At 59.0% G+C, this 22,636-nt stretch carries 21 protein-coding genes and 2 pseudogenes; 6 read left to right on the plus strand and 17 right to left on the minus strand.

Annotated elements, in window-relative coordinates; all coding sequences use genetic code 11:
- Positions 1 to 164 precede the first annotated feature (164 nt).
- Entirely contained in the window at positions 165 to 1,577 is a 1,413-nt protein-coding gene (locus RBH71_RS07990; protein ID WP_162632406.1) for an aspartate ammonia-lyase, read from the plus strand.
- Here the strand turns inward: RBH71_RS07990 and RBH71_RS07995 are convergent.
- From RBH71_RS07995 to RBH71_RS08010, 4 genes are all read right to left on the minus strand, one after another.
- Positions 1,546 to 2,262: a FadR/GntR family transcriptional regulator gene (locus RBH71_RS07995; RefSeq protein WP_025595359.1), complete on the minus strand. Its 717-nt coding sequence runs from the start codon at positions 2,260 to 2,262 to the stop codon at positions 1,546 to 1,548. The genes RBH71_RS07990 and RBH71_RS07995 overlap by 32 nt on opposite strands.
- Before the next feature lie 217 nt (positions 2,263 to 2,479).
- Positions 2,480 to 5,551, minus strand: a complete 3,072-nt coding sequence (locus RBH71_RS08000) for an efflux RND transporter permease subunit (RefSeq protein WP_323687238.1) — start codon at positions 5,549 to 5,551, stop codon at positions 2,480 to 2,482.
- Positions 5,548 to 6,633 (minus strand): efflux RND transporter periplasmic adaptor subunit, encoded by a 1,086-nt coding sequence (locus tag RBH71_RS08005; protein WP_019564938.1) that lies wholly within the window; start codon positions 6,631 to 6,633, stop codon positions 5,548 to 5,550. Before RBH71_RS08005 ends, RBH71_RS08000 begins: the two co-directional genes overlap by 4 nt.
- A complete protein-coding gene (locus RBH71_RS08010; protein ID WP_065662442.1) occupies positions 6,633 to 7,709 on the minus strand; it encodes an efflux RND transporter periplasmic adaptor subunit in 1,077 nt (358 codons plus the stop codon). Before RBH71_RS08010 ends, RBH71_RS08005 begins: the two co-directional genes overlap by 1 nt.
- A gap of 306 nt (positions 7,710 to 8,015) precedes the next feature.
- Between RBH71_RS08010 and RBH71_RS08015 the strand changes: the two genes are divergently transcribed.
- Entirely contained in the window at positions 8,016 to 8,630 is a 615-nt protein-coding gene (locus RBH71_RS08015; protein ID WP_323687239.1) for a TetR/AcrR family transcriptional regulator, read from the plus strand.
- 570 nt (positions 8,631 to 9,200) lie between these two features.
- A complete protein-coding gene (locus tag RBH71_RS08020; protein WP_111801027.1) occupies positions 9,201 to 10,232 on the plus strand; it encodes a fatty acid desaturase in 1,032 nt (343 codons plus the stop codon).
- Positions 10,233 to 10,279: 47 nt separating this feature from the next.
- Here RBH71_RS08020 and RBH71_RS08025 read toward each other — a convergent pair whose 3' ends face one another.
- Genes RBH71_RS08025 through RBH71_RS08035 form a run of 3 tightly spaced genes read right to left on the minus strand, consistent with a single transcriptional unit; the run spans position 10,280 to position 11,684 of the window.
- A complete protein-coding gene (locus tag RBH71_RS08025; RefSeq protein ID WP_111801026.1) occupies positions 10,280 to 10,855 on the minus strand; it encodes a DUF4865 family protein in 576 nt (191 codons plus the stop codon).
- Positions 10,852 to 11,286: a cupin domain-containing protein gene (locus RBH71_RS08030; protein ID WP_111801025.1), complete on the minus strand. Its 435-nt coding sequence runs from the start codon at positions 11,284 to 11,286 to the stop codon at positions 10,852 to 10,854. The genes RBH71_RS08025 and RBH71_RS08030 overlap by 4 nt, the downstream gene beginning before the upstream one ends.
- Positions 11,283 to 11,684 (minus strand): tautomerase family protein, encoded by a 402-nt coding sequence (locus RBH71_RS08035; RefSeq protein ID WP_111801024.1) that lies wholly within the window; start codon positions 11,682 to 11,684, stop codon positions 11,283 to 11,285. The genes RBH71_RS08030 and RBH71_RS08035 overlap by 4 nt, the downstream gene beginning before the upstream one ends.
- A 107-nt stretch (positions 11,685 to 11,791) precedes the next feature.
- Here RBH71_RS08035 and RBH71_RS08040 point away from each other — a divergent pair, with 107 nt between their 5' ends.
- The 3 genes from RBH71_RS08040 (at position 11,792) to RBH71_RS08050 (ending at position 13,926) form a co-directional block, all read left to right on the plus strand.
- Complete coding sequence (locus RBH71_RS08040; RefSeq protein WP_111801023.1) at positions 11,792 to 12,694, plus strand: LysR substrate-binding domain-containing protein; 903 nt, start codon at positions 11,792 to 11,794, stop codon at positions 12,692 to 12,694.
- Positions 12,695 to 12,841: 147 nt separating this feature from the next.
- Positions 12,842 to 13,297: an Lrp/AsnC family transcriptional regulator gene (locus RBH71_RS08045; protein WP_111801022.1), complete on the plus strand. Its 456-nt coding sequence runs from the start codon at positions 12,842 to 12,844 to the stop codon at positions 13,295 to 13,297.
- Positions 13,297 to 13,926, plus strand: coding sequence for a LysE family translocator (locus tag RBH71_RS08050; RefSeq protein ID WP_003511488.1), 630 nt, complete (start codon positions 13,297 to 13,299; stop codon positions 13,924 to 13,926). The genes RBH71_RS08045 and RBH71_RS08050 overlap by 1 nt, the downstream gene beginning before the upstream one ends.
- A gap of 38 nt (positions 13,927 to 13,964) precedes the next feature.
- Here the strand turns inward: RBH71_RS08050 and RBH71_RS08055 are convergent.
- The 10 genes and pseudogenes from RBH71_RS08055 to RBH71_RS08100 form a co-directional block, all read right to left on the minus strand.
- Positions 13,965 to 14,099, minus strand: a pseudogene (locus RBH71_RS08055) (aldehyde dehydrogenase family protein); the annotation flags it as partial.
- A 36-nt stretch (positions 14,100 to 14,135) separates the two neighbouring features.
- Positions 14,136 to 15,218, minus strand: coding sequence for an ABC transporter ATP-binding protein (locus RBH71_RS08060; RefSeq protein WP_111801020.1), 1,083 nt, complete (start codon positions 15,216 to 15,218; stop codon positions 14,136 to 14,138).
- A complete protein-coding gene (locus tag RBH71_RS08065) occupies positions 15,215 to 16,015 on the minus strand; it encodes an ABC transporter permease (RefSeq protein ID WP_111801019.1) in 801 nt (266 codons plus the stop codon). The genes RBH71_RS08060 and RBH71_RS08065 overlap by 4 nt, the downstream gene beginning before the upstream one ends.
- A 6-nt stretch (positions 16,016 to 16,021) precedes the next feature.
- Positions 16,022 to 16,843: pseudogene (locus tag RBH71_RS08070) on the minus strand (ABC transporter permease); the annotation flags it as partial.
- A gap of 109 nt (positions 16,844 to 16,952) precedes the next feature.
- Positions 16,953 to 17,963 carry an ABC transporter substrate-binding protein gene (locus RBH71_RS08075; protein WP_026330721.1) on the minus strand — a complete coding sequence of 337 codons (1,011 nt, stop codon included), beginning with the start codon at positions 17,961 to 17,963 and terminating at the stop codon, positions 16,953 to 16,955.
- A 56-nt stretch (positions 17,964 to 18,019) separates the two neighbouring features.
- A complete protein-coding gene (locus RBH71_RS08080) occupies positions 18,020 to 18,334 on the minus strand; it encodes an NIPSNAP family protein (protein ID WP_003511494.1) in 315 nt (104 codons plus the stop codon).
- A 4-nt stretch (positions 18,335 to 18,338) separates the two neighbouring features.
- Positions 18,339 to 19,805, minus strand: a complete 1,467-nt coding sequence (locus RBH71_RS08085) for an aldehyde dehydrogenase (protein ID WP_003511495.1) — start codon at positions 19,803 to 19,805, stop codon at positions 18,339 to 18,341.
- Positions 19,806 to 19,809: 4 nt separating this feature from the next.
- A complete protein-coding gene (locus RBH71_RS08090; protein ID WP_003511496.1) occupies positions 19,810 to 20,850 on the minus strand; it encodes an LLM class flavin-dependent oxidoreductase in 1,041 nt (346 codons plus the stop codon).
- Complete coding sequence (locus RBH71_RS08095) at positions 20,847 to 21,785, minus strand: flavin reductase family protein (protein ID WP_003511497.1); 939 nt, start codon at positions 21,783 to 21,785, stop codon at positions 20,847 to 20,849. Before RBH71_RS08095 ends, RBH71_RS08090 begins: the two co-directional genes overlap by 4 nt.
- Entirely contained in the window at positions 21,782 to 22,627 is an 846-nt protein-coding gene (locus RBH71_RS08100) for an alpha/beta hydrolase (protein WP_323687240.1), read from the minus strand. Before RBH71_RS08100 ends, RBH71_RS08095 begins: the two co-directional genes overlap by 4 nt.
- Positions 22,628 to 22,636 lie beyond the last annotated feature (9 nt).

Here is a 22,636-nt window from a genome sequence, read left to right on the forward strand (position 1 = left end):
ACAGATTTTTGCCCTCATAATTGCAGAGAATGCCGTTCGTCAAGGGGATCGAAGCATTATTGACCTTCGTACAGCGAAGGATTAAGGTCGAAAAATCTGTAAGACAGCTTTACAGATTTTGGTAACGCTTTGAGCTATTGGAGGAAAAAGTGGGCGTGACGCGCATGGAGCATGATTTGCTCGGAACGAAGGAAATTCCGGCAGATGTTTATTGGGGCGTGCACACGGCGCGCGCGGTGGAGAACTTTCAGATCACCGGCGTAACGATCGGCCACAACCCCTATCTCGTCAGGGGACTGGCCTATGTGAAGGAGGCCGCCGCCCTCGCCAATCACGAGCTTGGCTTGCTTGACCGGGAGCGGATGGAAGCAATCGTCAGGGCCTGCCGCGAAATTCGTGAGGGTGCGCTTCACGAGCAGTTCGTCGTGGATGAAATTCAGGGCGGTGCTGGCACTTCCACCAACATGAACGCCAACGAGGTCATCGCCAACCGGGCACTTGAACTGCTCGGCCACGCGAAAGGCGATTATGCCCACCTTCACCCCAACGACCACGTCAATCTCAGCCAGTCAACCAACGACGCTTATCCGACGGCGGTCAATGTAGGAATGATCGAAGCGATCGACGATCTCGCGGCTTCGATGGGTGTGCTGAAAGACGCGTTCGATCGCAAGGCACAGGAGTTTTCCGGCTTCATCAAGCTGGGACGGACGCAATTGCAGGATGCCGTGCCGATGACGCTCGGTCAGGAGTTCCGCACTTTCGTGGTGATGCTGGGCGAGGATCAGGCCCGTCTCATCGAATCCGCAGCCCTGCTGCACGAGATCAATCTCGGCGCCACCGCCATCGGCACCGGGCTCAATGCACCGCGCGGTTATGCGGCGCTTGCCTGCCAGCATCTGGCGCGGTTGACCGGACGCCCGCTGGTGACGGCCGCCGACCTGATCGAAGCGACGCAGGACCCCGGCGCATTTGTGCATCTGTCCGGCGTGTTGAAACGTGTCGCCGTCAAACTGTCAAAAACCTGCAACGACCTTCGCCTGCTCTCTTCCGGCCCGCGCGCCGGCATCGGCGAAATCACCCTGCCCTCCGTTCAGGCAGGGTCCAGCATCATGCCGGGCAAGATCAATCCGGTCATTCCCGAAATGGTCAATCAGGTGGCTTATGCGGTAATCGGCAACGACATCACCATCACAATGGCCGCCGAAGCCGGGCAGCTTCAGCTGAACGCATTCGAGCCGATCATGGTGCGTGCCCTTTCCCAGAGCATCAGCCAGCTGAGCGCCGCTTGCCGGACTTTGGCGGCACGTTGTGTCGATGGCATCGTCGCCAATCCCGCCATCATGGCACAGCGTGTGGAGGAATCGATCGGTCTCGCAACCGCGCTTAACCCGCTGATCGGATACTATGCAGCAACTGACGTCGCAAAGGAGGCGCTGGCCAGCGGCCGCACCGTGCCGCAGGTGGTGCTGGAGCGCGGCTATCTGACAGAGGCGCAACTTCATCAGGCACTGAGCCCCCGCCACCTCGCCAACCTACCCGCGCTTACGGGTGTCGAGCCCGATCTTCTCCAATAATGGTCGTTACCACCTGCTTCACCTGACCCAGGTGAAGCTCCATCGCTTCGCGCGCATCGGGGGCTGAACCCCGCCGGATCGCCTCGACGATCCGGCGGTGCTCCAAATTCGATGCAACGCGCCGGCCAGCCATCAGGTTGACCATCTCGGACTGTTGGGAAAGAGCCTCGCGCGCATCGGCCACAACCTTGGCAAACAGTGCATTGGACGAGGCTTCCGCAATGGCGCAATGAAACTGCCCGTCCAGCAGCACCCACGGATGCGGCCTTTCCTCAGCCTCCATCCTGTCGCAGAGTTCGAGCAGAGTCTCTAGTTGGGCATCCGTGCGCCGTAGCGCCGCCCAACCGGCCGCCGGCACCTCAATGAAGGGGCGTGCCTCGATCAGATCACGGGCGGAATATGCTCCGTAACTCAATTCAGCAGGCGGTGTGGCGGTCATTACATAGGTGCCGCTACCCGTGCGCGTCTGCGTCAACCCCAGAGTCTGGAGAGATCGCAACGCCTCGCGCACGATCGGCCGGCTGACACCATATCTTTCCGCCAGATGGGCTTCGGAGGGCAGCCGGGTTCCGACCACGAGCTGACCAGAGGTGATGGCCGAACGGATATCTTCGAACACCACTTCTGCGGCATTCTTGCGATTGATCGGCTTTGCGTCCGCAAGCCAATCCGACAACCCGCCCATCCTTGAACCCTCCGGCACCCTTGGTCTGTCAACGACGCAGAAGCAAACGCTTATCTATTGAAGGACAGCGCCGCTCCCGCAGCTAAGCCGATCTTCCTAACACTAACTGCGCCGAAGGAACAACGATGGCGGGCACATTTGCAGAATTTAAGCGGGACAGTGGCTTTGCCGGCGCAACACCCTCGCGATCACGAGGGTGTGGCTGTCTCGCAGGAAATTACGTCTTGATTTCCTGAACTTCCTGTTTGTCATGCTCGCGCGGAATGCGGAACCACGCGACATAGAGTGCCGGAAGGAACAGCAGCGTGAGCGCCGTGCCAACCACGATCCCGCCCATCATGGCATAGGCCATCGGACCCCAGAATATCTCCCGAGATATGGGGATGAGGGCAAGTGTTGCCGCCGCAGCCGTCAGCATGATCGGTCGCATGCGATGCTCGGTCGCCTCGATGACGGCGCGCCAGGCCGAGACCCCCTCGCTTCTGAGATGTTCGATCTGAACGACGAGAATGACCGAGTTTCGGATCAGAATACCGATCAGTGCCAGTATGCCGAGAATGGCGACGAAACCCATCGGCGCGTTGGAGAGCAGCAGCGCTGCCACCACGCCGATCAGCGCCGTCGGGGCAACGGCAAAGACAAGAAATAGCCGGCTGAAGCTCTGCAACTGAACCATAAGGATCGTTGCCATCGCAAACAGCATCAGAGGCACCACGGCTACGATTGGCGCCTGCGAATCCGCGCTGGATTCCACCGAGCCACCTATTTCCACCTTGTACCCAACGGGGAGCGACTTTTCGAAAGCCTCGAGTTTCGGCTTCAACTGCTCCACGATCGTCGCCGGCTGCGTCGGGCCGATGATGGCAGCCTTGACCGTGACTGTCGGAATTCTGTCGCGACGCCAGATGGTCGGCTGTTCCAGCTCGTAGCGGAAATTGGCGATTGCCGACAGCGGCACGGCCTTGCCGTTCGTGGCTGGCAATTGCAGGTTCTGCAATGTTTCGATGGAGCCGCGCTCCGCCAGCTGCGCACGCGCCACCACATTGACGAGGTAGATATCATCCCTGACCTGCGTCACGGTGGAACCCTCGACAATGCTGTTCATGGCATTGGCGATGTCTTCCGAAGAGACACCGAGCTGGCGGGCCTTGTCCTGCAAAACGTCGACCTTGACCACCCGCGTCGGCTCATTCCAGTCCATGACCATGTTGGACAGCAGCCGATGCTCGCCGACGATGCCCGCCAGCTGCTGGCCGAGTTCGCGGACATGCTGGATATCCGGACCGCTCAAGCGATATTGCACCGGCTTTCCGACCGGAGGGCCGATGTCGAGCAATTTCACGAAGGCGTCGGTGCCGATAAACGTCCGGTTCAGATAGTCCTGCAACTCAGCGCGCACCTTGTCGCGCACATCAAGCCCCTTGGTGACGATGATCGTCTGGCCGAAGGTGACATCAGGCGTCTGCACGTCAAAGGAGAGGATGAAACGTGGTGCGCCTTCACCGACATAGGTCGTCCAATGGTCGATGTCGGGGTTTTTCGCCAGCGCTTCCTGCTCGAACTGTGCCATCTGCCGGTTGGTTTCGGCAATCGAGCTGTTCTGTGGCAGGTTCCAGTCTACGATCAATTCCACACGGTCAGAAGCCGGGAAGAACTGCTGCTGCACGAGGCTCATGCCGCCAACGGAAAGGGCAAACAACGCAACCGTGAGGATGATCGTAACCCAACGAAAGCGCAGCGCCCGGGCTAGAAGCCAGGAAAAGCCAGAGGCAAAACGGCCCTTCTTCTCATGGTGCGATTTCATCGTCTTGGGCAACATCGCCACGCCAAGCAGTGGCGTGAACACAACCGCGACAATCCACGACACGATCAGCGAAACGGCGATCACCACGAACAGGGTGAATGTGAACTCACCCGCCGCGCTGTTGTTGAGGCCGACGGGAATGAAGCCGGCAACGGTGACCAGCGTACCGGTCAGCATCGGGAACGCGGTCGAAGTATAAACATAGGTCGCCGCTTTTCTGAGATCGTCGCCGACCTCGAGGCGTGCGACCATCATCTCGACAGCAATCATAGCATCGTCGACGAGAAGCCCGAGCGCGATGATAAGCGCGCCGAGAGAGATGCGTTGCAGCGAAATGCCGGTATATTCCATGTAGACGAAGGTGATCGCCAGCACGAGCGGAATGGAGACCGCAACCACCATGCCCGCCCGCAATCCGAGGCTGATGAAGCTGATGACGAGAACGATTGCAATTGCCTCGAACAGCGCCGAAGTGAAGCCGGAGACCGCCTCATCGACCACGGCCGGCTGATCGGACACGCGGTGCACATCGACGCCAACAGGCAAATCCGCCACGATACGCTTCATCTGTGCATCCAGCTCCTCACCGAAATGCACGAGGTTCGCACCGGTTTTCATGCCTATGGCAAGACCGATGGCCGGTTGCCCGTTAAAGCGGAATAGCGAAGACGGCGGATCGACATAACCGCGGCGGATCGTCGCCACTTCCGTCAGCGGGAAGAACCGGTTGTTGACGCGCAGATTGATGGCGCGAAGGCTGTCTTCCGAGGTGAACTGGCCGCTGACACGCAGCGCAACACGTTCCGGCCCGGCATTGACGAAGCCGGACTGGGTGACAGCATTCTGGGCTTGCAGCGTCTTGATGATCGATTGCTGATCGATGCCCAGCGCTGCGATCTGCCGCGTGGAAAACTCCAGATAGATCGCCTCGTCTTGCGCGCCGATGACATCAACCTTGCCGATATTATCGACAGTTAGAACCTTGGCACGCGCGTCCTCCACCAGATCGCGCAATTGCCGCTGGCTGAGACCGTCGCTGGTGAAGGCGTAGATATTGCCATAAACATCGCCGAAACGGTCGTTGAAGAACGGGCCGACAACGCCTGAGGGGAAGTCGCCCTTGATGTCGCCGATCATGTTACGCACGCGCACCCAGGTGGGTTCGACATTCTTGGCTTTGGTTTCCGGCACGAGTTCCACGAAAATCGTCGTCTTGCCAGCCACTGTCTGGCTGCGCAGATAGTCGAGATTGTCGAGTTCCTCGAGCTTCTTCTCGATCCTGTCGGTCACCTGCCTGGCCACTTCCTCCGCGGAAGCGCCGGGCCATTGCGCGCTGATCACCATTGTCTTGATGGTGAAATTCGGATCTTCCTCACGTCCGAGGTTGAGATAGGAGAAAACACCGGCAAGAACGAAGACCAGCATGAAGTACCAGACGAGCGAACGGTGCTCGAGCGCCCAGTCGGAAAGATTGAATTTCTTCACTGATGGACCTCCTGATCGATCCTGATGGCTTGACCATCCTTAAGCTTGTGAACGCCGGCACTGGCGACGCGTTCGCCGGGCTTGACGCCGCCGGTGATGCGCACACTGCCGCCTTCAGCGGGCTCGCCCTCTATTTTGACCGGGCGCGAGGTGACCGTGGCCGTATCGGTATTGACGATCCAGACACTCCAACCGTCTTCGGTTTTCAGCAGGGCCGACGAGGGGAGCATGATCTGCGATTCGGAGGCGGCAATTGCTGAGGCCGTGACGACCGAGCCGAGCCGGAATGTCGGCGGCGCATCCTGAAGGCTGATTTTCGTGCGGCGCGTGCGTGTCGCGGTTTCGGCTTCTGGGGCAATCTCACGCACCACGCCGGTGGTGCGTATCTTTGGGTCCAGTTGCAGGGCGATATCGAAGGTCGATCCGATATCAAGTCGCTGCGCCGCAAATTGCGGAACATCGACCACAACATCCCGCACTTCCGGGCGGGCAATGGTCACGACCGTCTGTCCGGCAGAGACGACCTGGCCAATTTCACCGGATGTCGCAGTCACCACGCCGTCAAATTCCGCGTGCAGCTGCGTATAACCCAGTTGCTCCTCGGCCTTATCAAGATTTGCACGGGCTTTGGCGACGGCGGCATTGGCCGTTCGCGTGGCCTGCTCGGCCTCTTCAAGTGCTGCTTCCGTGCCGCTGCGGGCCTCGGCCAGCACGCGCTGACGCTGCTCGGTCGTCACCGCATTGGCCAGTTGCGCTTCGGCGTTTGACAGATCGGATTGGGCACTCTTTACCGAAAGTTCCAGCGCGAGCGGATCGATCGAGGCCACCACATCGCCTTTCTTGACCAGATCGGCCACATCGACATTGCGGGCAATGATCCGGCCGAGAACACGAAAGCCGAGATCGGTCTGAATTCTCGATTCCACCGTGCCGGTCAGCCGCAGCGCATCGGCGCGCGTCTCCCCTACGACAACGGAGAGCACCGGGCGTGGCGCCTCAGCGGGCGCTTCCTGCTTTTCCTGGCAGGACGAGACCGCAATCGCCGGAAGCAGCAAAAACAAGCTTCTGTTTATCCTGAACATTATTGTGCCTGCCCCTTTTCATAGGCGACCTTTTCACCGGTGCGGAGAAATTTGGTCCCGCTGGTCACGACGAGATCGCCGGGAAGAAGTCCTTCCGCCACGACGAATTGACCCGTCTCATAGTCGGAGACCTCAACCCGGCGCATGGCGATTTCCGAGGATTGCGCATCGACCACCCAGACGGCGGGAAGGCCGTTCTGCGATGCCATTGCCGACCAGGGAAGCTCAATCGCCTCCACCTGCTTGAAGCGGAAATGACCCGATACCGGTGCTCCGAGCGGCATGGTCATATCGCCGTTCAGGCCAACCTTGACCCGGATCGTCCCATTGTCGGGGTCGATCGTCGGGGAAATCTCCCGCACCGGTCCCTCGACAGCGCGGGCGGGATCCGACAGGAGGCTGACATTGACGAGATTGTCGATATCGCGCTCGAGGAACAGGGATTCGTAGACATCAAATACCGCATCGCGCGGCCCGTCATGCGCCAGCGTGAAAACGAGCTGAGCGGCCTGCGCCACCTGGCCGACTTCGACATTGCGCGCGGTGATCACACCATCCGCATCGGCCCTGAGTTCGGTGTAGGAAAGCGCATCGCGCGCCGTATCCAGCTGGGCCTGCGCCGATCTGACGGCGCCTTGTGTGGTGAGCAGGGTTTCCTGCGCCTTGTCGACTGCGGAGCGCGAAGTCACCTGCGTCTTGAAAAGACTTTGCTGGCGATCGAATGCCAACTGCGCCTGCGTCATCTGCGCTTCGGCAGATTGCAGGTTGGCCACCGCAACGTCGATATCCGCCTTCTGCTCTTCCGGGTCGATGCGAGCAAGCAATTGCCCGGCCTTTACCGGCGTACCCACATCCACCAGCCGCTCGGTGATCTTGCCGCTCACCCGAAAGGAAAGGTCCGTCTGGACCCGTGCCCTTACTTCGCCGGTGATGACGCTGCCGCGGCCGACGGGCTTTTTCGCTGCCGCAACCACATCGACGACACGCAACGGCTTTTCAGCAGGCGGCTCTTCGTTGCTGCAGGACGACAGGGCGAAAATGCCGCCGACCGCCACTGCTAAAAGAATGCTTTTCATGGTGACCTCTTGATCTTCGCCTCACCCTATAATATTTGACTGACTGAATAGTCAATGAAATTCTTGTGTCGCCGATCGGGAACCGTCCGGACGTCAAACCGGGCTCCCCGAATGATCATTCCGAATTGCCCGGCGCGTCCTCGCGGACGCATCGGGGGATGTGCTGACATATTGAACCACGCACCACGTCTTGTAAAAATCGATTCCGGTTTTTACGCCGGTGCTATAGGCAAACCACCTGTCATTTCCGCCGATTGCGACGGGTAAAAAGGCAAGTGCCGAAAGAATACGTAGGGATCCGGGGTTATGGCAAAAGCAAAACTGACACGCGCAGAACAGAAGATACAACGTCCGTTGGAAATTCTCGACGCCGCATTCGAGGAATTCACCAAGAGAGGATTTACGGCCACGCGGGTGGAGGACATTGCCGAGCGGGTGGGAGTGACGAAAGGCACGGTCTACGTCTATTTCGAAACCAAGGAGGCTCTTTTCGAGGCGATGATCAGGCATGCCTCGGCACCTTTTCAGGAGGCATTCAATGCCTATGCACGCACGTCGGATGATCCCGTCGAGGAGCTTCGGATGCTTCTTGAATTCCTGTTCGACGCCCTCGTCGACAATAGAAAGATGCGGGAACTGTTTCGCTTCATCGTTGCGGAAGGAGCAAAATTCCCCGATCTCATCGACCAGCACCATGACGTGGTGATGGCGCCGGTATTCGAGCGGATCAATACGATCCTCGAAGATGGCGTGGCGAAAAAAAGGTTTAGAGCCAACCCCACCGAACTGGCCAAGGTCGTCATGTCACCCGTAGTCGGAACATTGGTTTTCCGGTTGATTTTCGACGATCGGCGCAGTCTGGACAAGCAGGTCGTTCTGAAGATTCATCTCGAACTGATCATGCGCGGGCTGCTGGCATAAGGGGCACTCTCCTGCCAGTCGACGACCCCTGATGCTGCGATCTGATACATCGCAAGAAACCTTACATGTCGGGCGCGATACAGCCACAATGCTGCGGTAAGGGTCTGTTGCCTCGAGCATATTGCTCGTATTTGAACGAGTAATTGCCATCCTGTTGCCGAGACCCGCTCACCACTCCAACTTTTCAGCGATTTTAGTTGCCGAGTCGAGCTGTGCTCCTGCGATAGAATGCCAGTGCCGATTAAATTCTAGTACCCTTCAATCAATTTGAGGTCACCCTGCCCCTCTGTGCAAACAGCGCCGGTACAATTAGACAGAACAGGTTCCAGCCGCGCAGAGTTGTGCGAGATCCTCGCCGAGCAGATCGACTTAATTAACCGTTTCAGATTTCAGGAGCGAGCTTACAGCTCGAAGATTTATGAACAAAACAGTGAATGCCCGCGCCGCGCAGAGCACGGAACCGCCGCGGCAACGCGTGTTGGCTCGAGATCGGGCTATTCCAGAAAACGACCGCCAGCGCGGCGAACACTTTTTTCGAAATGCAGGCGACCAGAAGGATTGCTATCAACCATGACCGCGACGTTAACAGCCCAATTACCTGGCGGCGCGAGTGAAAAGGCCCTGCTTAAAATACTTTCGAATTATCGCAAACCCCGGACCGGCCGCAGCCTGTACGAACTTGCCGTGACGCTTGTTCCCTTTGTATTCCTTTGGGCAGCAGCGTCGGTATCGATTCATTTTGGTTACTGGCTTGGCCTGCTTCTGGTGATCCCCGCAGCCGGATTCCTGTTGAGGCTCTTCATACTGCAACACGATTGCGGACACGGCTCTTTTTTCGGGCGCCGTCGATGGGATGACTGGACGGGTCGCGCAATCGGTATCCTGACGCTGACGCCCTACGACTATTGGCGCCGCGCGCATGCGGAACACCATGCGTCAGCCGGCAATCTCGATGAGCGAGGGGTTGGCGACATTACAACTCTGACCGTGACCGAATATCGTGCGCTCTCCCCGCGCGGAAAACTCGGTTATCGCTTGTACAGGCATCCGCTGGTGATGTTCGGCATCGGTCCTGCTTTCCTGTTTCTGTTCAAACAAAGGCTACCGTTTGGCATGATGCGGTCTGGAGCGTTGCCCTGGATTTCGACAATGGCAACAAATGCCGGTGTGGCCGTATTGGCCATTCTTCTTATCTGGGCGATAGGGCTCGTGCCTTTTCTGTTGGTTCATCTGCCAATAGTGCTGCTTGCCGGGTCAGCAGGTGTCTGGCTGTTTTATGTCCAGCACCAGTTTGAAGAAACCCACTGGTCCAAGCCTCCGGAATGGACTTTTCCCCATGCGGCGATGCATGGCGCCTCGTATTACGATCTGCCGGGTCCGCTGCGTTGGATCACCGGCAATATCGGCATGCACCATGTCCACCATTTGTCGAGCAAGGTACCTTTTTACAGGTTGCCAGAGATTCTGCACGACTACCCGGAGCTTGCGAAACTTGGTCGCATCAGCCTTCACGACAGCCTGGGCTGCGTAAAGCTCATTCTGTGGGACGAATCCACCAAACGGCTGATTTCGCTACGTGAGGCAGAAAAGCAACCGCGATAGATGAGAGCTGGAGCGACGAAATACCCTTTGAGCCGGTGCGTGAGATATCATTCCGCTAAATGCAGAACCGACCCCAATGAGACGTGGCCAACAGTGTAGGTTTGCATTGTTTCAGTAACGGCCGGCACTGTCGGCCAGAGGTTGAACTGTAGCAGCAGCCATTTTGTTGGATCGAATGCGGCTATGGCCGCGAGCGCGCCGGCCCTGATTGCTGAACGCGCGTCCGCGGTCAGAGTATCGCGTAGCTTGGCCAGATCAGAATGGGGCGCTATGGACCGAGCCTCCCGTGTGGCATATCGCGAAGCTGTAAGATCAGGTACGTGGTCGGCGTGCCAGACCAGCCATGTCTGCACCGATGGCCAGCCGAAGTCCCGTGTCAGAACCGCAAAACCTGGACCGGACAGGAAGCTGTCTATCCCTTCTGGCTCGTCCCAGAGATAGAACGGCGCGTAGAGATTTTCAGCACTGGTGAAGCCGGCATCCTGCTTTCTCGCCGAAAGATAGGCCTTGAAACGCAGGCGTGGAAAGCCATCGAGCAGCGGCCCCTTCTCCCTTATGCGCCGGTCTATGATCGCCATGTCGTAGCCGGCAGGCAGCGTGAAGCTGTATTGCATGGCGATCATGACGTGCTCTCCTCTTTTTTGACAGGTTCCATCCAGTGGACGGCAGTTCCACTCCTGACCGGCTGGACGCTGAGATAGCTGAAGGGACAGGACGGCGCGGCGCCATGCCAATGGGCTTCGCCGGGCGCAAACCACACCGCATCTCCGGCACGGACTTCACGCGGATCGTCACCGTTGCGTTGGACGAGACCGATGCCATCCAGCACGAAGAGAAGCTGGCCGCGCGGATGACTGTGCCAATGGGTCACGACCCCCGGCGGCACAAAAGCGCGCATTGCCGTCATCTCGCCATCGATCCGGCTCGATAACAGCATCTGGACGAGGAAGGATCCGCTGGAGATACCCTCAGGTGCCGCAACTATTCCATCACCGGCTCGACGCACACTCATGGTAGATGGACAGGCCGGTTGCATCTCGAAAAAATCGGTCATCGGCCACTCCCATCCGCTGGTGTGCCTGCTGAAACGCCTGATGCAAAGGACCAGTCATCAAACGTTGAGTTGACGATGGCGACCATCACATCCTCTGGCCTCACACCGGGCGACACCGCCAGGTTTTCTACGAGCCTCGCATAGAAGCGCGCCTTGGTTTCCGGCGATCGCGTCTTACCCGTGGTGATATGAAAGAAAATGAAATCATCCGACCGAGGGCCGCCGCGATATGTTCGGTCGAAGATCAGTTCGCCCGGTTGGTGCTGGTGGATTGCAGCGAAGCGGTCGTTTTCCGGAACGTCAAAGCAGTCGACAAGCGCGCGGTCGAGACTGTCGGAAACCGCCTCGAGATAGTCGGCGGATTTTCCCGCAAGCAGAGATATTCGGGTGAAAGGCATGGATGCGCTCCGTTCAAGAGGATTGACAGCCACACTATGAAACGACATCATCATCCTGAAAATCAAATTATTTAGGACATTACGTCCTGATTTTAGGGACATTTAATATGCGCCTTACCCATCTGGATCTGGACGCGCTCCGCAGTTTCGTGATTGGCATCGAGACCGGGTCGTTCGCGCAGGCCGCAGACAGACTGGGGCGTTCGACCTCTGCGGTCAGCGCACAACTCAAGAAGCTGGAGGACCAAGCCGAAACCGCTCTGGTGCGCAAATCCGGCCGGGGGCTGGCGCTGACCGAGAGCGGCGAAGTGCTGCTGTCCTATGCCCGGCGTTTATTGAGCCTGAATGACGAGGCGATCAGCGCCGTTCGCGGGCCGGAACTCGAAGGCTGGATCCGCCTCGGGATTCAAGAGGATTTCGGAGAAACCGTGTTGCCGCAGGTGCTGGGCCGTTTCGCACGCGCCCATCCACGGGTTCGGATCGAAGGGCGCATCGCTCGCAATAGCGAATTGCGGGAGAAGGTCGAGTCCGGCCATCTTGACCTCGCCTTGGCCTGGAACGACGACACGGCTTCGCCAGCTGAAACGGTTGCATCCATGCCACTGTGCTGGCTGGGCGCGGAGGAAACAGAAACTGTCTGGCAGACCGGCGGGAAAGAGCCGCTGCCACTTGCAGTCTTGGAAGCGCCGTGCCTTTTACGTAGCATTGCCTGCAACCACCTTGATCAACAGCGTATCGCCTGGCGCATTGCATTCGTCAGCCCGAGCCTCGGCGGGTTGTGGGCTGCGACAGCCGCAGGCCTTGGCATCGCACTTCGCACACCGTTCGGCCGGCCGCCTGCAGTACGGGTTCTCGATCCACTCACCAACGGTTTGCCGCAACTCCCGTCGCTAGGGCTCAGCCTTCTTCGCTCCGGAAAAGACGAAAATCCAATCAGCGCCCATCTTGCCACGATCATCCGCCAAGCCTTGCAGGAATCGCTGCCGGAAGCATGGATAGTGCGACCGTAATCGCTGAAACAGCATAAGCTTCCGCCAAGATTACATGCACGGCGAAGCTGCAGGGGAATCTTGGCCCGGTTTAAAGGCTTGCGCTCAATTCACTAAAATTCCGCATAATATCTTTCATTATCATAATAAACATGATTATCTGCGGTCATGGATTCAACAGACCGCAAAATCATCAGTCTTCTTGCAGAAGACGCCCGCCGCTCTCTGGCCGATATCGGAAATGTCGTGGAGCTTTCCGCTTCGGCCGTGAACGAGCGCATCCGACGCCTGACGGCCAGCGGGGCGATCCGTCGCATCACCGTTGATGCCGATCCATCCGCATTCGATTTGCCCGTGATCGCCTTCGTGTGGATCGCGTTGGCGCCGGATGCGGACGAGGCCGCGTTTCGTGTCTATGCGGCGTCGCAGTTCGCTATTGCGGAATGTCACCATGTGACCGGGCAGTGGTCCTACCTCGTCAAAGTTCACGTCGGGTCGCTGGCGGAGATCGAAACCTTTCTGGCGACAATGAAACAGAACGGGTTCCTTGCCCGTACCGAAACGATCATTGCCCTGTCTTCTGTCGTGCCGGGACCATTTATGCCGAAGGAAAGCGTGGACTGATGGAACTGATGCTCGTTTTGAAAAGCATTGTGCTGGGCCTTGCGGTCGCAGCCCCGCTCGGCCCCATTGGCGCCCTCTGCATCAACCGGACCCTTGAGCGCGGGTTCTGGGCGGGAGTGGCAGGTGGCCTTGGGACTGCTCTGGCGGATGCCGTGTATGCCAGCCTCGCAGCGCTCGGCTTTTCCGCTTTCGCGGCGACCCTCGCGACAATCGATACGCCGCTCAAAATCGTCGGCGGCCTTTTCATGCTGTGGCTCGGCTGGAAAAGCCTGAGGCCCAAACCTCTGGCAGAAGCGGCCAAGGTTGGAGCGCGCGATCTGCTCGGCACCATCACCGCGACCTTTTTCCTGACGATCACCAACCCCATGACGATACTATCCTTTGCAGCAATTTTCGCGGGTCTCGGCCTTGCTGACGCATCGGGAGCGACGAGCGCGTTTTTTGTGGTCGCGGGCGTTTTTCTAGGGTCTTTATTGTGGTGGTTCATGTTGAGCGGCGGCGTTGCATTTGCCCGGCAGCGCCTTCCCACCACCTTTGCCCGCTGGGTTTCCCGCCTGTCCGGAGTGATCCTTGTCTTATTCGGGCTTTTTGCCCTAGGTTCACTTGCCTGGGGCATGATGGCTCATTGAAATGCAACGGTTTTGTCTGCGGCTCCAACTTCTGGGAAAATCGGCGCTCCCTCCACGACCGCATCGAGATCGGCGTCGTCGACGATGAAGGGCGCATTGCCGCCAAGTTCCAGTCCCAGTTTCTTGATGGTCGGCGCGCATTGCCGGTAGAGATGTTCTCCCGTGCTCGCCGAAGAGCGCGGGATCATCAAGATGCATATTTCCGACCCTCAACAGAAAACCTGCGCCGACGCGGGATCGAAGGCCAGATGCACGAGATCACCACGGTTGAGGCCCGAAATCGCCTCATGGCCAAATGGCAGGCGCACGGCAAAGGGCTCTCCCGAACCTGTATGGGCGACGACATGGACGTTGTTGCCAAGAAAGGTGATATCGCTGACGGTGGCCTGAAAACCGGCGTAAGAGCCGGGCCTGTTGCGGCTGAGCTGTAAACGCTCCGGACGCAGCATCAGCGCCGCCCTTTTTCCCGGCGCAGCTTCGCCATGAACCGGAATTTGGTCAAAGACGATATTCTCACCGAGCGAAACCGTCGCCTTGCCGCCCGAGGCGGCGAGGAGATCGCAGGCGATGAAGTCGCTGTCACCGATGAATTCGGCCACGAAGCGGGTGGTGGGGTGAGCGTAAAGCTCCGGCCCCGTACCGATCTGGTCAATCACGCCTTTTGAAAACACCGCGATCCGGTCGGAAAGACGCAAGGCCTCTTCCTGATCGTGGGTGACGTAAAGGATCGTTACTTCCGTCTGCTGGTGGATGCGACGGATTTCGAACTGGATTTCTTCCCTGAGCTTCTTGTCGAGCGCCGAAAGCGGCTCGTCCATCAGAAGAACCGGCGGATCATAAGCGAGCGCCCTTGCCAAGGCCACGCGCTGCTGCTGGCCGCCCGACATCTGCGCGGGCTTTCTGTCCTCGAAACCTTCGAGACGAACGAGCCTCAGCATCTCCTTTACCTTCGCATCGATTTCCGCCTTGCTCTTTCGGCGCACTTTCAGCGGAAAGGCGATATTCTCGCCAACGGACAGATGCGGAAACAGCGTGTAACGCTGGAAGACCATGCCGATATTGCGCTTGTGCGACGGCGTGGAGAGCAGGCTTTGGCCGTTCAGCAGGATGTCGCCCGCCGTCGGCTGTTCGAAACCGGCCAGAATGTAGAGCGTCGTGCTCTTGCCCGAACCGGATGGTCCGAGAAACGTCATGAACTCGCCCGGCTGCACCTCGAGATTGACATCCTGAACGGCGACGACCGGTCCGTATTGCTTGGCGATGCCGCGAATTTGCAGGAGCGGTTTGGTCATGTTTTCAATCCTTTTCGCACAGCCGCGACAAGCAGCATGAGAATGATGGTCACCGCGATGAGAAGCGTCGATGCAGCGGCGATCACCGGCGTCAGATCCTGCCGCAGCGTCGCCCAGATTTTCACCGGCAGCGTCTGCAACGTTGGACTTGCCATGAAGATCGCCAGCACCACCTCATCCCAGGAAGTGAGGAAAGAAAAGATCGCGGCTGAGAACAGGCCATGGCTGATGGCCGGCAAGGTGATGCGGATTTTGGCCTGCAGCGGGCTCGCGCCGCATAGCACTGCAGCGTCTTCGATCGATTTATCGAAACCCTCGAGCGCGCTGGTCAACGCCAGAATGGAGAAAGGCAGCGCCACGACAAGATGGGCAATGACAAAGCCCGTGGTGGTGCCCGCAAGGCCGAGCTTCAGGAAAAAAGCATAAAGCGCCACCGCCAGCACCACGACAGGCAGGATCATCGGCGTCATGAACAAAGCCCGCAGACCCTCGCGCCCGATGAAACGCCCCCGCACCAGGCCGAAGGAGGCCACGAGGCCGATCAACACCGACAGGACTGTGACCATCACGGCGATACGCAGGCTTGTCCAGGCAGCATCCAGCCACCTCGGATCGGCTAAGAAATCCGCATACCATTTCAGCGTCCAGCCGGGCGGCGGAAAGATCAGCCATTGCGACGAGCCGAAGGACAAAGCGGCGATGAAGACAATCGGCAGGATAAGGAATGCCGCTGTCAGCACCGTGATGAAAAGGAGCAGCCACTTCCACGCGCCAAGGCTGTTGTAGTTCAAAAGCATGTCAGCGCCCCCTGCCCCGGCCGCGCCGAAGAATTTCAGCTGGATTGCGTAAAGCGTCAGCGTCACCACCAGAAGCACCAGCGCCGCTGCCCCGCCCATGCCCCAGTTGACGAGAGACTGCACGAATTGCGCGATAAGCTCGGCCAGCATCATGTTCGCCGTGCCGCCCAGCAGCGCCGGGGTGACGAAATAGCCAAGCGACATGACGAACACCATCAGCGCGCCGGAGATCATACCCGGAGCGGCAAGTGGAATGAGAACGCGGGTCAGCGCCTGAAAGCGGGTTGCCCCGCACAGCGCCGCCGCCTGGAGAATGGCCGGATCGATCTTGCGGATGACGCCATAGAGCGGAATGATGATGAATGGCAGCATGATATAGGTCATGCCGATCGTGACGCCGGTCAGGTTGTTGACCAGTGCAAGCGGCTTGTCGATGATGCCAAGGCCCATCAGCGTCTTGTTGACGACACCCGTCCGCTGCAACAGCACCATCCAGGCATAGGTGCGTGCCAGAAGGTTGGTCCACATGGACAGAAGCAAAATTGCGAAAACGACGGAGGCAAGCCGCGACGGCATGATGGCAAGCGCCCACGCGACAGGAAAACCGATGACCAGCGTTACGAGCGTGACCAGCGCCGAGACCGCGAATGTATTGAAGAAAATCTTCAGGTAGGTGGAGCTGCCCAGCAATGCGGCGTAATTGCCAAAGCCCAGAACAGGCTCGGTAACGCTGCGCGACAGCAGGATGATAACCGGCACGACGAAGAACAGGGCAAGCAGAACGAATGCCGGCAGGGTGGCGGCAAAATTGCCGGGCCGGAAGGGCATCCGCACCTTCGTCTTCGGGCTTTCTGTTTCATCGGTAAGCGAGACCATGCCCAAACCTCCCCGGAGGTGAAAATTTGCGCGGGCGCTTTTGGCTGCCCGCGCCGTTGCCTTACTTGGCCTGCCAGGCGTACCAGCGCTCACCGATCTCGTCACGATGTTGCGCCCAGTAGTTCATGTCGGCATTGACCTGGCTCGCTGTCTGCTGGTCAGGCAGGGTCTTTGCCGTTTCCGGATCCATCAGCTTTGCGGATTCGACATTGACCGGGGCATAACCCGTGGCAGACGCCATATCCGCCTGCGCCTGCGCGGAGGTCGCAAGAGCGATGAACTTCATCGCCGCGTCCTTGTTCTTCGTTCCCTTGGGAACCACGAGGGAATCCGCTGCCGTGATGTTCTGCTCCCAGGAGGTCTCCACCTTCACACCGCTCTTCTCAAGCGCTGTCATGCGGCCGTTCCAGACGCTGCCGAAGGGTGCCTCCGCAGAAGCGATCAACTGCTGCGATTGCGCACCGCCAGACCACCAGATGATATCGGATTTGATCGTGTCCAGCTTCTTGAAGGCGCGATCGAGATCGAGCGGGTATAGCTTGTCGGCGGCAACCCCATCGGCCAGCAGGGCTGCTTCGATCACACCCGGTGCGGACCATTTGTAAAAGGTGCGCTTGCCGGGGAACTTTGCCGTATCGAAAAGGTCGGCCCAGCTCTTGGGGCAGGCGGCTACAGCATCGACATTGCAGCCGATGACGAAGGAATAATAGAAGCTTCCGACGGAGTAATCAGTGACGAAACGAGGGTCGAGCTTCGTTTTGTCGATGACGGCGAAATCAAGCTTCTCCAGCAGGCCCTTCGGCCCGGCCTGCGCGGCGTAGTCGCCTTCCACGTCGACCACATCCCATGTCACGCCGTTCGCCTCGACCATGGCTTTAAGCTTGCCATAGTCCGTCGGGCCATCCTGAAGCACGTTGATGCCGGTCGCCACCATGAATTTTTCGGCCCAGGCCGCCTTCTGGGCGTCCTGCGTGGTTCCTCCCCAGCTGGAAAAAACCAGATCATTCGCCTGTGCGGATGCGCCCAGGGCGAAAATTGCTGCGCATGTCATCAATACCAGTTTCGATCTCATGTTCCCTTACTCCGTTTTAGAGCTTGTTGTTGGCATGCACTTCGCGGCCGGCAGATTCACTTCAGCGGTGAAAAAGGCGCCGGCTTCATGATCTTGTTTTCGGCGACTTCAATGAGGTCGCGGATCTTAGGCAGGAAAGACAACCAGCGTGGATCGGCCAGTAGCCGCGCGCGCCGTTCTTCGCGGTCATCCAGGCTGGAAAAAGCCCAGATGTGGACAATTTCATTGATCGGCCCGATCTCGGAAAAGAAGTAACCCACCAGCTCGCCCAAATGGCTTTTCTGGATTTCGATGCCTTCCTCCTCGACAACCCCAAGGTAGGCCGGAATGGCGCCGTTCTTCAGCCGGTAGGTGCGGATCTCGTAAAACATCGCGTCACCGCATCACGAATGGATCGGGGATCGGGTCATCGGAGGTTCTAAGCCATATGGTCTTCGTGCGCGTGTAATCGAGCGCTGCCGCAAGCCCGCCTTCGCGACCATCACCGGAAAGACCGAACCCCCCGAAAGGCGCAATCGGTGAGACGGCGCGATAGGTGTTCACCCAAACCACACCGGCGCGGATCGCCTTCATCAGTCGATGGGCGCGCGTCAGGTTCTGCGTGAAGACGCCCGAGGCGAGGCCATAGACCGTGTCATTGGCCAAAGCGATCGCTTCCGCCTCGGTTTCGAAGGAAACAACCGAAAGAACCGGGCCGAAGAACTCCCTTTCCATGGACGGCGAACGAATGCCGTCACAATCGAGAATGGTCGGAGGGTAGAAATAACCAGCGCCATCCACCGCCACACCGCCCGTCACCACCTTCGCACCGGCTTTTTCGGAAGCAGAGACCAGAGAGACAATATGCTTGCGCTGCCGCTCGGTCGCGAGCGGCCCCACTTCCGTTGCCATGTCCAGCGGCGAGCCGATGCGGATCGCCTCAGCCTTCGCCTTCAAAATCCCGAGGAAGCGATCCTTCACGCTTCTCTCGACAATCAGCCGTGATCCGGCAACACAGCTCTGACCGGTCGCCGCGAAAATTCCCGCGACCTGCGCATTGGCGGCGCTTTCGAGATCGGCGTCGGCAAAGACGAGGATTGGCGATTTGCCGCCGAGTTCGAGCGACGTGGAGGCAAGATTTTCGGCCGAGTTGCGGACGATGTGACGCGCCGTTTCCGGCCCGCCGGTAAAGGCGATATGGGCCACCTTGGGGTGCGTGGTGAGTGCCGTGCCGCAGGACGCACCGAAACCAGTGACTATATTGACGACGCCGGCAGGAAAACCAGCCTCCTGCACCAGCCGGGCGAACTCCAGAAGCGGCGCCGGTCCGTCTTCCGAGGCCTTGATGACGATTGTGCAGCCGGCAGCGAGCGCCGGGCCGATTTTAACGGCTGCCAGAAAAAGCTGGCTGTTCCACGGGACGATCGCGGCCACCACACCCACGGGCTCGCGCCGCAGCCAGACATCCATGTCCGGCTTGTCGATCGGCAGGTAAGCGCCCTCGATCTTGTCAGCCAAGCCCGCATAATAGCGATAATAGTCCGCGACATAGGCAATCTGCGCCGAGGTCTCGCGGATGATCTTACCGGTGTCACGGGTTTCGAGCTCGGCAAGCGTCTTTGCATTTTCGGCAACCAGATCGGCAAGCCGATAGAGCAGCTTGCCGCGTTGCGTCGCCGTCAGTTTCGACCAGGCGGCATCGTCATAAAGCGCCCGATGCGCAGCCTCTACGGCGCGGCTAATATCCGCTTCGCGGCTTTCCGGCATTTCTGCCCAGGGTTCACCGGTTGCCGGGTCGAGGCTCGAAAAGCTCGCCTCACCATCCTCGAAGCGCCCGTCGATGTAACATTGGAAACGGCGCATCATCTTACTCCTTGAAAGCCGGCATGACATCGGAAAGGAAGCGTTCCAGCGAGGCCTTCTTGCGCTCGAAGCTCATGCCGGTATCGATCCAGACGGAATATTCGTCGTAGCCCATGGCCTCGTAGGCCTTAAGCCGGGTAATGACTTCATCGGCATCGCCGACAACGTTGTTCTTGCGCATGACATCACCGGAAAGCATGGCGTTTGCGGCAATCTCCTCCGGCGCAATACGCTCGATCAAACCCTGATGAACGGGCTTTTCGTTTTTGAACCATGCAAAGAAGTAGTTGTAATAGACGCTCATCTCATGGGCCGCCTGGGCAATGTCGGCTTCACCGGAACCGACATAGGTGTGGCGCAGCAGCATGATTTTCGGCCGCTGTTTATCCGGATTTTTCGCACAGGCATCGTTGAAGCGGCCCATCAGGGTTTCCACCTCGTCATCGCCTTGCCAGAGCGGTGTCACCTGAACATTGCAATCATTGGCGACAGCGAATTCATGCGAATTCGGATCACGCGCCGCCACCCAGATGGGCGGAAAAGGCTGCTGCAGCGGTTTGGGAGCCGATGTGGTGGCCGGGAACTTGAAGAATTCGCCGTCGTGGGTGTAGTCACCCGCCCAAACCCCTTTGACAGCCGGAATAAGCTCGCGCATCCGCTGGCCGGCGCCCCAGGCATCGAGGCCTGGAAGCAGCCGCTCATATTCGAACGAATAGGCGCCACGCGCGATGCCGATATCAAGACGGCCATCACAGATCAGATCCGCCATCGCCGCTTCTCCGGCAAGCTTAATCGGGTGCCAGAAAGGCGCGATCACCGTTCCCGTACCCAGGCGTGCCGTCTTCGTACGCCGCGCCAGATCGGCGATCGTTACAAAGGGGTTGGGCGCTATGGTGAAATCCATGCCGTGATGTTCGCCGGTCCAGATGGCATGCATGCCACCACGATCGGCGATCTCGCATAGTGTCACGAACTCCTCGTAGAGTGTCTTGTGGTCCTGGGAGGCGTCCAGCCGCTCCATATGAACGAAGAGGGAGAATTTCATGGTTTTGGCCCCTTCATGGAGATGGGATGAACCTTGCCGGCGGTCTCGTTCCCGACATAAACACCGAAATTGCCGATCGAGCTTTCCAGCACGAAACGATTGACGATATCCGCCGTAGCGCCGGAGTCGAATTTTGCCGAAGCCAGCGCGCCGGGCAACAGAAAACGGCCCTCGCGCGGCGCTTCATCGCCATCGGCAAGCGCGTGATAGACGACGTGTTGGCGCCCGTCCGTCTTGTTCTCATAAACCGAGTAGAGAAATCCCGTTTTGACGGAGAGACCCGTCAGGTCTTCGAGACGTGATGTCAGCGCCGCGACCGGATCGCCGCTTGCCACGACACAGCCGGGAAGCGACAGCACGTCGTCGCCAACGAGGTAAATCTCGCCGCGCCGTTCCAGAACGGCGCCCACGACGATATCGCCCTCTGCCGCTGCCGATACCGCCTTTGCAGCCAGCATCGGCGTGAAATAGCCGCCGCGCGCATAACCGAGACCGTTCAGGCCGCTATTGTCGAAAGCCTCGATACGGCCGAGCAGAATGACATGATCGCCGGCCTCGATAACCTCCTGCATCGAACATTCGAACCAGGCCGCGACGTCTGCAAAGACCGGGGAGCCCTTCGGCGCATCCAACCAGCTGGCGGTGGCGAAACGGTCTTCGACCGGCCGGGCGAAGGTGTTGGAGAGGTCCTTCTGGCTTTCCGACAGAATATTGACCGCGAAGTTTTTGGTGCCGGTCATCGTCATGAAATTGCGCGAGCTGCGGGCAAGGCAGATCAGTAGCAACGGCGGATCGAGCGAAACCGAGGTGAAGGAGTTGGCGGTAAAACCGATGGGCTTTCCTGCATCGTCCCGGGTGGTCACGATTGTTACTCCCGTAACGAAAGCGCCGAATGCATCGCGCAAAGCGCGCGGATCAAGGGTTGCAACAGTCATTGCGGCTCCTCCTCTGAAGCCAGCCATTCGGCCATCATTGCATTGACAGTTTCAGGCGCGGTCAGGTTGACCATATGCCGGTGCGCCTCAACGACGCGGGCGTAACCGCGCGGTGTGATCGCCGCCATCTGCTCGGCCATCAAAGACGTCGAATTGGGGTCGTCCGAACCCGTCAGGAAAAGAGCCGGGCAGATGACCGAGGGCCACCGATCCGCATAGGTCTCGTCGCCGCCCGCAAATGCGGTATAGGCAACCGCGTAACCTTCGGGATCGACCATTTCCAGCCAGCCCCGCGTCAACTCCCGCGCCTGCTGGCTCTTTGGATCGTCGCCGAACCAGCGTAACAAAGGGCCTTCCTTGTCCACGCCGGTGGTCCGGATGGCAGCCGCGCGTGCAAGAACCGCAGCCTTCGCGGCCGGATCACGGCGGTAGACGCCGTTCAGATAACCAACGCGCGCAATTCGATCTCCAAAGGTTGCAGCGGCACCGCCGGAAATCAGCGCACCCATGGAGTGCCCGGCCACATTGGCACGCGCGATCCGCATATCGTCAAGAAAGCGGCCGAACCAGCCGACAAAATCCTTGAGTGAGCTGCCCGCTGGCAGGGTTTCACTGCCGCCATGCCCCGGCATATCTACCGCGATGACACGGTGCGTCTTTGAAAAGATTTCGATCTGCGGCTTCCAGGCTTCCAGCCGCATTCCCACACCGTGGATGAGGATCAGGTCTTCACCGGCGCCTGCCTCGAAATAGGCCGCCCCGCCCTCGGTCACCTTGCGAGGGAGCGCGGCAGCACCTGCCTTTGCAGCATTGACCCGTGACGTGGTGGCGGCCTCCTGCATTTGCATCAC

The organism is Rhizobium sp. AN68 (assembly GCF_030758035.1).
GTDB lineage: Bacteria > Pseudomonadota > Alphaproteobacteria > Rhizobiales > Rhizobiaceae > Agrobacterium > Agrobacterium tumefaciens.